This is a genomic window from Nitrosomonas mobilis, assembly GCF_900103035.1.
GTDB classification, from domain to species: domain Bacteria; phylum Pseudomonadota; class Gammaproteobacteria; order Burkholderiales; family Nitrosomonadaceae; genus Nitrosomonas; species Nitrosomonas mobilis.
Map to the genome: position 1 here is coordinate 110,040 of NZ_FMWO01000032.1, position 13,849 is coordinate 123,888.

At 46.0% G+C, this 13,849-nt stretch carries 10 protein-coding genes and 2 pseudogenes; 4 read left to right on the forward strand and 8 right to left on the reverse strand.

Translation table 11 applies throughout. The features are described from left to right. Window positions 1-12 precede the first annotated feature (12 nt). Window positions 13-1,452: a pyruvate kinase gene (pyk, locus tag NSMM_RS03335; RefSeq protein ID WP_090284599.1), complete on the reverse strand. Its 1,440-nt coding sequence runs from the start codon at window positions 1,450-1,452 to the stop codon at window positions 13-15. Between the two features lie 143 nt (window positions 1,453-1,595). Between pyk and NSMM_RS15055 the strand changes: the two are divergent. Both NSMM_RS15055 and NSMM_RS03340 read left to right on the forward strand, forming a co-directional pair. Next, a pseudogene (locus tag NSMM_RS15055) lies at window positions 1,596-1,775 on the forward strand (transposase); the annotation flags it as partial. Between the two features lie 827 nt (window positions 1,776-2,602). Beyond that, the gene (locus NSMM_RS03340) at window positions 2,603-2,962 is read left to right on the forward strand and encodes a hypothetical protein (protein WP_090284637.1); all 360 of its coding nucleotides are present in this window, start codon (window positions 2,603-2,605) and stop codon (window positions 2,960-2,962) included. A gap of 717 nt (window positions 2,963-3,679) precedes the next feature. Here NSMM_RS03340 and NSMM_RS03350 read toward each other — a convergent pair. Genes NSMM_RS03350 through NSMM_RS03360 form a run of 3 tightly spaced genes read right to left on the reverse strand, consistent with a single transcriptional unit; the run spans window position 3,680 to window position 9,501 of the window. Further along, window positions 3,680-6,883, reverse strand: coding sequence for an efflux RND transporter permease subunit (locus NSMM_RS03350; RefSeq protein WP_090284602.1), 3,204 nt, complete (start codon window positions 6,881-6,883; stop codon window positions 3,680-3,682). Further along, a complete protein-coding gene (locus NSMM_RS03355; RefSeq protein ID WP_090284603.1) occupies window positions 6,876-8,216 on the reverse strand; it encodes an efflux RND transporter periplasmic adaptor subunit in 1,341 nt (446 codons plus the stop codon). Before NSMM_RS03355 ends, NSMM_RS03350 begins: the two co-directional genes overlap by 8 nt. Next, window positions 8,209-9,501 carry a TolC family protein gene (locus tag NSMM_RS03360; protein ID WP_090284605.1) on the reverse strand — a complete coding sequence of 431 codons (1,293 nt, stop codon included), beginning with the start codon at window positions 9,499-9,501 and terminating at the stop codon, window positions 8,209-8,211. The genes NSMM_RS03355 and NSMM_RS03360 overlap by 8 nt, the downstream gene beginning before the upstream one ends. Before the next feature lie 108 nt (window positions 9,502-9,609). Between NSMM_RS03360 and NSMM_RS16955 the strand changes: the two are divergent. Further along, window positions 9,610-9,776, forward strand: a pseudogene (locus NSMM_RS16955) (IS5/IS1182 family transposase); the annotation flags it as partial. A 411-nt stretch (window positions 9,777-10,187) separates the two neighbouring features. Further along, window positions 10,188-10,547: a hypothetical protein gene (locus NSMM_RS15965; RefSeq protein WP_218120991.1), complete on the forward strand. Its 360-nt coding sequence runs from the start codon at window positions 10,188-10,190 to the stop codon at window positions 10,545-10,547. Between the two features lie 62 nt (window positions 10,548-10,609). Here NSMM_RS15965 and NSMM_RS03365 read toward each other — a convergent pair whose 3' ends face one another. From NSMM_RS03365 to tnpC, 4 genes are all read right to left on the reverse strand, one after another. After that, window positions 10,610-10,954, reverse strand: a complete 345-nt coding sequence (locus tag NSMM_RS03365; RefSeq protein WP_090284607.1) for a hypothetical protein — start codon at window positions 10,952-10,954, stop codon at window positions 10,610-10,612. Window positions 10,955-11,452: 498 nt separating this feature from the next. Continuing rightward, on the reverse strand, window positions 11,453-12,049 hold the full coding sequence (locus NSMM_RS03370) for an HD-GYP domain-containing protein (protein WP_090284609.1): 597 nt from the start codon (window positions 12,047-12,049) through the stop codon (window positions 11,453-11,455). A gap of 191 nt (window positions 12,050-12,240) precedes the next feature. Next, entirely contained in the window at window positions 12,241-12,627 is a 387-nt protein-coding gene (locus NSMM_RS15520; protein WP_176753841.1) for a hypothetical protein, read from the reverse strand. 6 nt (window positions 12,628-12,633) lie between these two features. Further along, window positions 12,634-13,849, reverse strand: a 1,216-nt coding sequence (tnpC, locus tag NSMM_RS03380; RefSeq protein ID WP_090284613.1) for an IS66 family transposase, incomplete at its 5' end; no start/stop codon positions are given.

Here is a 13,849-nt window from a genome sequence, read left to right on the forward strand (position 1 = left end):
GCATTGAGAGCTTCAGGTTTTGATAATTTTTATAGACAAGGCCTCCAGCTTGTTGTCAGACGCTTCATCCTCAACCCATATCAGTTTTTCATTTTTTGCAACCATACCGGTTGCAACCAGCCATCCGGTGGCTTTGCCGACAACGCCGTTTTCGACATTATCGAGATTTATCGGATGGACGCCGTAAGACAGGGATAGGAGGTTGTTCGTTCTTTCATCGCCGCCATGCGACAGTATCCAGCTCTCAGGTCTGAATCTGGAAATCAGACAGGGCGCGGCTCTTCCCTGCGAACGGGTCAGAATGTAACGCACATTCAAAGCATCGGCGGATTCAACTGCGTTCAGTGTGACGATATCTTCCACGGTGGTGTTGCCGGAATTCGCCGCCACGCGAAAGTAGGTAGGTAAATCAGCCAGCGCTCGGGCGGCTTTCTCCTCTCGCTCGGTGGATATAGCAATCTTGCCAATCATTTCAACCGTTTCGGCGGGGTAACGTCCAATAGCTGTCTCTTCGGACAGCATCACTGCGTCTGTACCGTCCAGAATGGCGTTAGCCACATCGGAAACCTCGGCACGGGTCGGGCGAATGTTCTCGGTCATGGACATCAACATCTGGGTCGCCGTTATTACTGGTCTACCCAGGAGATTCGCCTTGTGAATCAGCCTTTTCTGCACGGTAGGCACATCCTGCAAAGGGATCTGTACTCCCAGGTCGCCGCGGGCAATCATAATCGCATCCGCCACAGAGAGAATATCGTCTATATTTTCAACGGCTTCGGCGCGCTCTATCTTGGCAACCACATACGCGGAGTGCCCCTTTTTTTGCGCAAATTCCTTGACCTTCAATATATCGGTGGCGGCCTGTACGAAGGAAACTCCGAAGGCATCCACCCCATCCTGCAGGGCAAAGTCGACGAACGCGAGGTCGGTTTGCGACACCGCTTCAGCCATAATTTTCACTCCGGGGATGCTCAGCCCTTTGTGGGAAAGGAGCGGGCCGTCGATAACCGTCCGACAGAAGACATTCTCACCCGACACCTTCTCCACCCGGAGTTGTATGAAGCCGTCATTGAGGAAAATCAGGTCTCCCGCAGTCACGCTTTCCGGTAGTAGTTTGAAGGCGACCGGTATTTGATTGGGGGCATCTGCAAAGTTTTTGGTCGTCAAAACGACCTCATCCCCCTTTTTCAACAGAAGCGGCTCTTCCAGGAGTTGACCGATGCGCATCTTAGGACCGGGAAGATCCGCCATGATCAGGCAATGCCGCTGAAGCTTTGCTGCAACAGTTCGGATGCGCCGAATATCTTCCCGATGCCCCTGCTGGGTACCGTGAGCGAAATTGAGTCGCGCCACATTCATGTCCAGCTGCATCAGCTGCTCCAGGACGGCCTCCGAACGGGAGGCCGGACCTATCGTACACACGATCTTGGTTTTGTGGGTCGGTAATCTCATGGTCGCTGCTCCTCGCCGTTTATTGATATTGACATGGGCTGATAAACTCGGACACCCCAGTTAAGAGGAAATATACTTAACTGGAGGAAGAAATGGTAATAAAAAAGCAATATACAAAAAAATTTTAATTAGATGCAGTAAGCCTGGCTCTGGATCAATGCTATCAAGTTACGGAGGCTGCACGTAGCCTTGGAGATCAACACCAACATGCTCAGATGCTCAGGCGCTGGATCAAGGAATGCCGGGCGGATGGTGATGGACAGGCATTTCGAGGTAAAGGAGAGTTAACACCGGAACAGGAGGAAACTCGGCGTTTAAAGTTAAGCGTTCTGAGGACATCATACTTAATTGAGGTTTTATTCTCTAATGACGAGACCAGCAAAAAGGTTAACCGGAGTCGGTAATACAAATTAAATGAATTCAGAAAATATGGGAAAACAGCATTCATTAACCCCGCCGGGGCGTCAGCTTCACGTCGCGCGTGCTAGCTTCGTTAAATCCAGAAATAGCATGGTTTGTCACGCGTTTTCACGTTACTTATTTTTTTGTATTACATTCAGATTAATTTGGCTGCAATTGATTTGCGTCAATACCTTGTGGTTTGCGCTTTTCCTGAGTAAGGGGCAAATCTTTACATTAGTTTAGAAAATAGTAGCTATCGGTAATGATCGTTTCAAGGAAGAGGTTGAAGTATTGACTGGCAGAAGACTGGCGCCAAAAAAAAAAAAGCGGGGCAACCTGTCGGATAGCGTAAGAAAAAATGATGTTATTTAATGTGTATCTGACCCCGGTTATTGCTTTAAACCCATGCTCGGCGATCCCATGACTCCATGTTCTCATTCGAGACGAAACCAGCGCACAGATCAATACGGCTGACATGAGCGGAATCAGTCAATATGCCCACAATTCATTTAGAATTTTACGCTGAAATGTCACCACCCTTTTTCATTGTAGTGATAGAATAACTTGCCCGTATAAGGCTTTTAGGGCCGAGAAAAAGTGCATCAGTTAGCTAAGATTATTCAAAAACTGGACAGTTTACTAAGTTTCTCTTTCAATCATCCAACGGAGATACATACTGTTTGCTCATAAAATTCTGGTTTCTATGTGCCACAAACACTTGTATTTATTGAAAAATAAAGAATATACCATGAAAAGAAGAATCGCAATTTTAGCAATTATCGGTTTATTCGCTTCCTTCACTTCCTTCGCTCAAATAGTTAATCCTCATCCGATGGACATGGCCGAAGCAATTCAGAATGCTAAAACCAGCGCCGATCATGAAGAATTGGCCAATCATTATGAAGATGCCGCCAAGGATATGCAGTTAATGGCACAAGAATATAAGAAAAGGCTCGGACCATATAAAAGAAAAAGCCATATCTTTGGTAAGTCGGCTCAACATTTGCAAGCGCATTGCAAGAAGTTGATTAAAATTTACGAACAAGCTGCAGAAGAAAATAAAATCATGGCTGACTCGCATCGAAAAATGGCTGCAGAGGCTAAGTAATTGGTTTTGCTGCATTAACTGAGTAAGAACGGATTTTTGGTAAGCTTTATCAAACCTACGGTCGGTATAGACGCAACTGAACTGTAACGCATAAAATTGTTCGGCGAAAGGAAAGATATCTCATCTCTTTTTGAAATGATTATCTGACCTTTGCTGATCATGTGTACTATTCTATCCCTGCCAACATAGTGCTGGCGACGGAAAGAGACTTGAAACCCATCACAGAACCGCCTGTTTCCCTCATTGTGGCTAAAAACCAATAAAACGCCATGTCATATGCATCATTGCGATATCCCATTCGGCGTCACTGCAAGAATCAATTGCTCGATAATTATGGCAAACTGGAACAATTATCCGCCTATAACAGTTAAATTCGAATTGCCGCTTTTGGGTGGCATTAAAAGGGAGTTACTGGGAGATTTTATCCCTTGTTTGACATGTTAAACATGCTCGAATAATGCAGCATTCGAATCTGCTTCAGAACTGAAACCTTTGATCCGGATTAAATCTGGCACCCCGGCAAATGCACCGATTCCATCACTACCATGGTAGGGGCTGCAGTTGCGTTCATAAATATACTTACCCTCAATATTTTTGATTGTGGCTTGATGACTCTGTTGACCTGTTCCCGTATCCTGAGCACAATCGGCAATCGGGAGCAAGACTAAAAAAGAGAGGTCTTATGTCCTCCTTTTTCCTTTATAGCGTAGTTTCATATCACTCATCTCCTTTTGCATTATGTTCAATCTGATTTGGTTGTAATTGATTTGCATCAATACTTTGTTGTTTTCTTTTTTCTTGAAATTGCAGAACCAAACTGTAGATAACTGGAAAAACCAGCAGAGTCAGCAGCAATACTGTAAACATACCACCTAATACCGGCGCCGCAATTCGATGGGTAACATCTGCACCGCTGCCAGTAGCCATCATAATGGGCACTAAACCTATCATGGTAGAAAACGCAGTGATCGCAACAGGTCGCACACGCATGGCAGTGGCTGCTTCGACCGCTTCACGAATTTCTGTAGAAGATAGCAGAGCTTGTTTTTGCCGGCGTAATTTGGCGATTTCAATATCAATAAAATTTAACACCATGACGCCAGTTTCCGCTGCTGTACCGGCCAACGCAATAAAACCGACATATACCGCGACAGAGAGGTTAAATCCAAGTAGATAAACCAGCCAGATGCCACCAATAAGACCGAAAGGAACCGTTAGCATGACAATGACAGGTTCCATCGCATTTCGAAAAGTAAGATACAGCAGGAAAAAGATCAGCATGAGTGTCAGTGGCACCACAACACGCAATTTTTCTGCGGCGCGCTCCATATATTCAAACTGACCCGACCAGCTAATGGTATAGCCAGCAGGGAGTTTTACCTGGTTTTCTACTAACGTTTTTGCTTTGGTTACAAAACCACCAATGTCAGACGTTTTAAGATCCACATAAATCCAGGCATTCGGGCGCGCATTTTCACTTTTAATAGCAGGAGGGCCACGTCTCAGTATAAGATCAGCCACTAATGACAGCGGGATCTGTGCGCCGGTAGGGGTAGGAATTAATGTACGCTTCAGGCTCTCCGGATTATCGCGTAATTCTCGCGGATAACGCAGGTTGACCGGGTAGCGCTCCAGACCTTCCACGGTTTCGGTAATATTCATGCCGCCGATGGCACTTTGAATGACATCTTGTACGTCACCGACTGTTAAACCATAACGGGCCGCTTCATCACGCTTGATATCAAAGTCCAGATAATATCCCCCAGCGGTCCGATCACCAAAAGCGGATAGTGTTTCCGGCATGGTTTTCATTGTTTCTTCGATCTGTTTGGATAAACGCTGCAATTCGTCCAGATCCGGTCCGGAAATTTTGATGCCAACCGGTGTTTTAATCCCGGTCGATAACATATCAATACGGGTTTTAATCGGCATGGTCCAGGCGTTGGCCACACCTGGAAAATTAATCGCTTGATCCATTTCGGCCACTAATTCTTGCGCAGTCTTGTTTGGGTCGGGCCATTCTGATTTGGGTTTAAGGCGTATGGTCGTTTCCATCATCGACAGGGGTGCAGGGTCCGTCGCGGTCTCGGCGCGACCAATTTTACCGAACACATGATGTACTTCAGGAAAGGTCATCAGAATTTTATCGGTTTGTTGCAAAAGTTCTTTGGCTTTGGTAATGGAAATGCCCGGAAATGTGCTCGGCATATAGAGAATATCGCCTTCATCCAATGGCGGCATGAACTCACTGCCAATCTTGGATAGCGGATAAAGAGTTGAGGCCAGTAACAGCATGGCCAGTATTAATGTTATGGCCCGCCAGCGCATCGCCAGCTTGAGTATTGGCCGGTGAATAAAATGCAAGAAACGGTTAGCTGGGTTTTTTCTCTCAGGAATGATTTTTCCGCGAATGAAATAGCCCATTAATACCGGCACTGCCGTGATAGTTAAGATAGCTGCAGCAGCCATGGCATAGGACTTGGTATAGGCTAGTGGGCTGAACATCCGGCCTTCCTGAGCCTCCATCGCAAAAATGGGTATAAATGAGACGGTAATGATCAGCAATGCGAAGAACAGTGAAGGCGCTACCTCACGCGAGGCACTGCCAATGGCTTGCCAGCGCTCACTTTCAGTCAATTCGGTTTTTTTCTTTGCAATCGCCTCGCTGATATGTCTGTGGGAGTTCTCCACCATCACGATGCCACCATCGACCATATCACCAATCGCGATGGCAATACCCCCCAAAGACATGATATTGGCATTAATACCCTGCCATTTCATCACAATAAACGCCATCAGGACGGCCAGTGGTAGCGTGATCACAATGACCAATGATGAACGCAGATGGAGTAAAAACAAGCCGACCAGCACACAGACGATGACCAGTTCCTGAATCAGCGCTGTATTTAATGTATCCACTGCGCGCTCAATTAAGTCGCCGCGGTCATAAACAGGAATAATTTCAACACCTTCCGGTAATCCCTGTTTAAGTTCCTGCAGTTTCTCACGTATTCCCAGTATGGTCGCCTGTGCATTATCGCCATAACGCATAATGACGATACCTCCCGCTACCTCACCTTCACCATTTAGTTCTACGACACCACGGCGTAGCTCTGGACCGATCTGCACATGCGCAACATCTTGCAGGCGAACAGGCGTGCCATTGCTATCAATTCCCACCGGAATGCTTCGGATATCGTCCAGCGAACGTATATAGCCCAAGCCACGAACCATATATTCCGTTTCAGCCATTTCGACCAAGCGTCCGCCAACATCATTATTCGAGCGTTGAATGGCATATTTAACCTTAGATAAGGGAATGTTATAGGCAAGCAAGGCATTCGGATTGATTTCTATCTGGTATTGCTTGACGTACCCGCCAACAGATGCGACTTCTGATACACCTTGCACCGTTTGCAATGGGTAACGCAGATACCAGTCTTGTATGGAGCGTAACTGAGCCAGATCGTGTTTGCCGGTTTTATCGACCAGCGCATACTCATAAACCCAGCCTACACCGGTTGCATCTGGTCCCAGTGACGGGTTGACACCTTGCGGCAGCCGCTCATTGGCATAATTAAGGTATTCCAGTACCCGTGATCTGGCCCAATACATGTCGGTACCATCTTCAAAAATAATATAAACGAACGATAGTCCAAAGAAAGAATAGCCGCGCACTACTTTGGCATGCGGCACCGCCAGCATGGCCGTCGTCAGTGGATAGGTAACCTGGTCTTCGACGACCTGTGGTGCTTGGCCCGGGAATTCAGTAAACACAATGACTTGTACATCCGATAAATCAGGAATAGCATCTAATGAGATATTTTTAAAGGACCAGAGTCCTCCTGCAGCCAATACAACAACTGCCAGCAGCACCATAAATCGGTTATTCAGGGAACCGTTAACGATGCTGTTAATCATGTTGATGCGGTCCTTCTTCTATCTGTAATGGATTGGGTTTAGATTCTTGTAATCCTGGACTTGACATTTTTGCAGTGGCTTCACGTAAACTAGATTCAGAATCAATCAGGAACTGAGCTGACGTGACAACTTCTTCGCCTTCTTTGAGCCCTTCCAGCACGATCACTTTTCCACCAGACGCTATACCTGTGGTAATAGTGCGCGGCTCAAATTTCCCCGCACTACGTACAACCAGGACCTTGTCGCGCGTGCCTGAGCGGATGACTGCTTCGGACGGAATTATTAATGCGCTCATTTGCTTGCTTGCATAGATTGATACTTCAGCGAACATTTCAGGTTTCAATAACAACTCTGTATTATCAAACTCCAGACGTACTTTAATGGTTCTGGTTTTTGCCTCAGCGTAGGGGTAAATAAAAGCCAGGTGGCCTCTGAAAATACGTCCAGGGATTCCTGCCAGCTGCATTTCAGCCAGATCGCCCTGTTTCACCCAAGGCAGCTCATTTTCATAGATGTCGGCATATACCCATATTTTGGATAAATCGGCAATCATGTAAATCTCAGTTTTTGGCGTCACATACTGGCCTTCACGGGCACCGATATTAACCACAATGCCAGAAGCCGGACTATGAATATGCAGGGTTTTGTGGATGTTATGGTCATGTGTCAGGTCGTGCAGTTGATGTTTCGGAACGTCCAGAAATCTTAGCCGCTTCCGCGAACTGCTTACCAGCTCTTCCGCGCCACGGCGAATATCTTCAATCGGACTTTTTTCGAGGTTTTCTAGATTGTTTAAGGCAAGGATATATTCCTGTTGACTGACGACCAGTTGAGGCGAATAAATGCTCAATAAATCCTGGTTAAATTTTACTTTCTCGCCGGTCTTGTCCACCCGCATGGTTTCAATCCATCCTTCTACTTTGGGATGCAGGCGCACGATGCGTTCTTCATCATAGTCCACGCGTCCAAGGGCGCGCACGATATGTGAAAGGATATCTTTCTTCACGATTGCGGTACGCACCCCTATGTTTTGTACCGTGACGGCATCAATCTTAACGGTGGCAGTCGGGCTGCCAGTTTCAGCATCGTCGGCGTAAACCGGCACATAGTCCATGCCCATTGAATCTTTTGCGGGAACAGGAGAAGTGGCCGATGGGTTCATCGGATTACGGTAAAATAGCGGCTCCTTAGCTTTTTTTTCTGAATTGGTAGTCTGCCCAGCATCTTGCTGAGGCGGTAAGATATCTGGTTGTAGATAATGTCCAGCGAACCAGCCGCCGCTGATACCCACAATCAGCATTACAATAGCAGTGATTATTAATGCTTTACTCATAAATTTCTTCCCCGCCCACGGCAGCAGTTAAATTTGCTAAAGCCTGATTGGCCTCTGCAAAAGCGTTCCAATATTGCAGTTCATTATTTAATAAAGCGATCTGACTGCGAACAAGGTTAAGGAAGTCAACTTTATTAACCTGATAGCCAACCAGCATGGAATCAACGGTTTGCTGTGCTTGAGGGATGATACCGGTTTTAAATAATGTCACTTGCTTCTTGGCACGTTGGAAATCGCTGTGGCTTTGTGTGATCTGGGCGCGCACGCGATTCCATTCATCTTGTAATACATATTTTTGTTGCAACAATTCGCTGTTACGTTGATCAACTGCCTTGGCTTGTTTCCGATCTAAAAAGATCGGAACATTCATACTTAGATTCAGTGTTAAAAAATCTGCTCGATCAATACCCGCAGGACTGTCACGCCGGAATCCATAAGAGGCCCCTAATGTAAAATCCGGGTAATAGTCTTTTTTAGCCAGATCCAGGCGAGCCTGCGCAGCATTAATGGATTCATGTTTCGATGCCAACAGGGCTCTGGAGTGCTCAGCCTGTTGGTACAATGCAGCTTCTGAAATAATATCAGGTAATTTTTCATCTATCTCGTCAGGCAATCTTACCGGCTGATTGGCGGCTTGATCCAGTAATGCGTTCAACTGCGCAACAGAATTACGCCGCGCGCCTTCCAGTCTGAGTTGCTGATCCAGCAGGCTGGACAACTCCAGTTGTGCCAGCAGAATATCTTGTTGCAATCCTTCACCGACCTCATATTTGGTGCGAGTGATTTGAATAAACTGTTTTAACAGTGCTTGGTTATTTTTCACGATCTGCAAGGCATGATCCAGGTAAAAAACTTGCCACCAAACCTGTTTGACGTTACTGAGTAACCACCATCGGGCTTCTGTTACATTTTGCAAGGCCGCTTCCGCCTCAAAAGTTGCTGCTGAACTACGTAATGCCAATTTACCTGGAAAAGGGATCGCTTGAGAAATAGCCGGTCCTATTTGTGTCATATCTACCTGAGCGGTATTGAATGTATTCACTGGCAGAGCCCCGGCACTGAAGCTGACTACAGGATCAGGCAGGGTGCCTACTTGTGAGGGAATGGCGGCCATTGCCTGAGCGCGTGCCCGCATTTGTGCCAGATCTGGATTATTTTGGATGGCTATTTCTGTTGCCGATTCAAGTGTTAAAAAATTATGATCTACTCCGGCAAAAGCGCTATTTACAAGTAGTAATAAACCTAAAGTAACACCGCTGTTTAGAAAAACAAAAAATGAAAACATAATATCGCGTGCTCTTAATTTAAAGCTTAAATTGAAGGACACTCTACTCTTGAATAGTGTATTACAAGATAAAAAATGTGTGCTTCTACCTAAACGAAAGAATCACACATGACATATTCACACCGCAGACACGACATATCAGACAAAACACAGGCATTGCTTGAGCCTCACCTTCCGGAGCGTGACTTACCGCCGGATTTGGGACATTAGATTAGAGTAACACACATCGACGTTTCATCCGCTGGCGCGATAAAGGCATTTGGGAAAATGTTATTGTCACAAAAGGTATCTGAGCGGATTGCACGCAGGCTAGCCGCCTGCTTGAGGGATTAAGCGCAGATGGATCGCGACCATAATAGTGATGCCATTATTGCGCACGCTAAGAACCAAGAAATAGTTGTCGTTATATGGCTATGCTATTAGCCAGCAACTGTCTGAGAGAAAAAGTATTCGTTGTAGTGCCTGGACTTGCGGTGCACATAATACGATCTCGTTTCGCTGGCGGCATCGCTTTTTGGCCAAGCCAGGCACGCATAAACCCGAGCATTTAAAAGGCATTGTAGAGGCCGACGAAGTTTTTTCGCGAACCCTTTAAGGGCATAAGCGGCATGGCATGATTCGCCCAGCCTATAAGCGTGGCACACCGGCATCGGGAGAGGCTTGTCTCTGCAGAGCAGATCCCCGTATTGGTCTACCGTGATCGATCTGGCGGTACGTTTGACTATGTGGTTGAAAAAGATAATGCTAGACATATCAGTTCTGCATTAAAACCCGTGTTAGCCAGTGATTGCTCCTGTATGCCGACAGCAGTAAAGCTATTAGCGCTGCCGCGAGAGGAATTGGCATTACACATCCGCATCGCTTTCATGGTGTGGCAATATGTTACCTGCCCGGCTATCTCTTTCGAGGGGATAAGAAAAAATAGCCATTTTTGCGGTTTAGCGTCCTATAGAAGACAGCATATCGGCCAAACCTCGATACCGTTTTGGACATATTTCTGTTTTGCCAAGCGCAAGTACCTGGAACAGCATTCAGATAAGAGCTAGCGGCATCCAGTCATTTCTGAACTAACCGGCGCCAGCCGGTAGTAGTTCAGTTTTTATGGGATCTATTGAGCATTCTTGCCTTTGCTGAGGATTCTATGCATTTGTGCCAGTTCTTCAGCCTTCTCAGCAGATTTCGAATATCCTTCAGCTAAATCACGGCAATGCGCCATTAGGCCTAACTTATCCGTATAGAGTCCTCTTTCATCATAATTATCTGCCACCCGAGCCATAGCACGCATTTCCTCTGCCTCATTCCGAAGGGTGGCTGCTTTCTGTTCATACCATTTTACCAAGGCAGCATGATCATGATTTTTGAGTAATTGGACGGGCGGGCCTGGTGTTGCACAACCGCTCATAATAACGACGACAGTCATGATCATCAACAGGAATTTTATTGTGTAGCTCATATGCCATCTCCTTTAAAGTATTTTTGATTGATGATACAAAGACGTAAGTTTAGTAAAACAAATACTTATCCTCCTTAATCCAAATTCTAAACCTCTCAATTATTCAGGGTATAGGAAAAATAAAGGCTATGTTAGCATTAGTTGTTGGTTCGCTGCAAATAAACACTAATTATCATTTGCAAACAGACCATTAGAATAAAAATCAAATATTTATGCTTTATCGCAAATTCATCAGCTTAGCGATGGGCCTAAGCTGCTTATCACAGAAATTTGGCTGTAAGGCACGAAATTGAATTTTTCTCGTCCAAAAACCTGTCAAGTGTTTTTTTAAATATTTTTGGGGGGCAAGTAGTTACATTTTAAATTAAATCTAAGACTCCCAAATTTAGGCACAAAAATCCACCGAATTTTAGGAGTTAAGAAACAGATATTTTCATTTATATTCATAACATTAGAAATATTGTCTTGGCCGCCTTCCGCCCTTCATAAGGCTAGACCCTATAATGAGAAAGCCTGGTGACATTTCAGCATGACCATTTCGCGCAGCACGGTTTCTTCAGCGCTAAAAACCTCGACTGCCTGCGGATCAAACTGACTTCCCGCCATGCGCAGTATTTCCGCTTTGGCGACATCAAACGAATCGCCTTTACGATAAGGCCTGTCAGAAGTTATTGCATCCAAGGTATCGATTACCATAAACAGGCGAGCACCAAAAGGAATATGATTGCCACTTAGTCCTTTTGGATAACCTGAGCCATCATAACGTTCCTCATGACAGAGAATGATATTTGCAGCATCTGTCATACTGGGTATTTGCGAAATGAGGTGGAAGCCTTTTTCGGGGTGTGTCCGCATCTCGGTCCATTCAGATGCTGTCAACGGACCGGGTTTCAATAAAATGGTATCGGGAATACCAATTTTACCAATGTCGTGCAGCAAAGCTCCCCAGTAAATTTGCTGCAATACATTTGGATCGGCGGTGAACCGACGCGCAAGTACCAGTGTATGACAAGCGACACGCTTGGAGTGCAAGCCGGTTTCGTGTTCTCTAAGATCCAGTGCGCTCACCAACGTTTCTGCCAGGAGGTTAAACATATCTTCCTGTCTAGCGCAGGTATCTCTAGTTTTGAGAAAACAATGTTCAGAACAATATGCATCACTCCCAGAAGTATAGGGTCGTTTTGCAATCAGGCTTCCACAATGCCGGCAATGGACTTCGAGCTGCCGTCCTGTTTCGTCTATTTGATCATTGTTTACCATACGGGCACCTCTAAAAATTCAGAGCTCTAAGCAAGATTAGGCGCGAATAAAAAATATTGACGCAGCATATAGTTGATATGTAAGGAAACATTTTTTATGAGTAACGAAGTATTGGCCAGGGTGCCACGACATCGATAGGGAAAGATTTTTCTGCAACCAGGCTTAATAGCTGAACCAGTGTCCGCACCGTCGAGCGAATCTGCATCTACAGCTCCGTGCGTTTCTGCTACCACAAGTTGTTCACACTCCGGAAGCCGTTTCAGATTGTGAAACAAAGGCTCGATGTCCCAGGCGTGTTTTCTGGGTTGTTCATACGATTTATCGTAACTGCTCGCCCCCTTTAAAAATAATCGAAATAACGGCTCATCCGGCAAGTACGCACTTGCCGGATGAGCCGTTATTAATTTCTTCAAAGGTAACTACTCACCCCATACTTTATGAGCTTCACCGGCCAACGCTATTTGAATAGCGACAAGTGGGTTATATCCCTTGTTGGCCATGGATTGCAGATAGCTTGAAATTCGGCAATAGGCATGTGCGTATTCGCTGACTCTAAAACAACCCGAGACCTTTTGTTTGACCTTTGACATTCTCAGGTCACGCTCTGCTCGGTTATTAGTAAACGATACATGCGGGTTTTTCGCAAACAGCAGCACGGCTGCTTCATGAATTTTGAGTCTTTCCCAAAGATTGTGCGCATCAGATTTGGCTAGTTTACCGCGCTTGCCACTGGATTTGGGTGGAATGACGGGCAGTTCTTTTTTGCCATGCGTCAAGATATTCCGGTAACGTTTTTGTAGATTGGCGAACGCTTTATCGCTTAGGCGCTTTTCCGTGCTTTGGGAGACTTCTTTGCAGGTCTCCTGTAACATGCGCTTCATATTGCATGCCCAGGCATAGTCATGCGTATCAACAATAAAAGTCAGTTCACGCAACAAATGGGACCCGCACAGTCCATGACTGCAGTGAGGATACGATAAATAGGTTGGCCAGCAGTCATGAATAATGGCACCGCCATAGCGTGGAATGATGTTAATCACTTCGACCGCCGTTTTGCCTCGGTTCCGGTGCAAAAACTTGAGAGTGAGGTCATTCGACGAATAGACATGAATCCAGTAGTTCTTCATGTCAACCCGGAAAGACGTTTCATCGACATTGATCGCAGGTGAATGGAGTATCTTCTCCGTAGTTTGCTGCTCCCAGTTTGCCAGCGCCTGATGAAGACGAAGGACAAACTTTAACAAAGTGGCTTCAGCAATTACGGTGCCTATCATCGATTTCACCAGCTTCTGCACCCGGTTCAGGGCCACCATCTGACCGATCAGCAAGTTAATCACAAAAGCCTTCAAGCCATCGCCATATTGTAACGGGCCGTGCATGTCCGGCGGGAAGACTCCTTTCACCGTACTATCACAGGCCGGGCAGCGTTTGATTTCAGCATCCACATGATCAATGACTTTCTCAAATACGATATCGATCCTGGTGCGCCTTTCATGATCGACACAAGGAACACCACTCAGGTCTTGTGCGCAGACCTCACAAGTGAGGACGGGAGAAATCGTCACGATTTCATTAACGCGCATATTGCCGGCTTGATCCTTGTTCTCACTTTTGCCTTTGCCATTACTTCCGGGG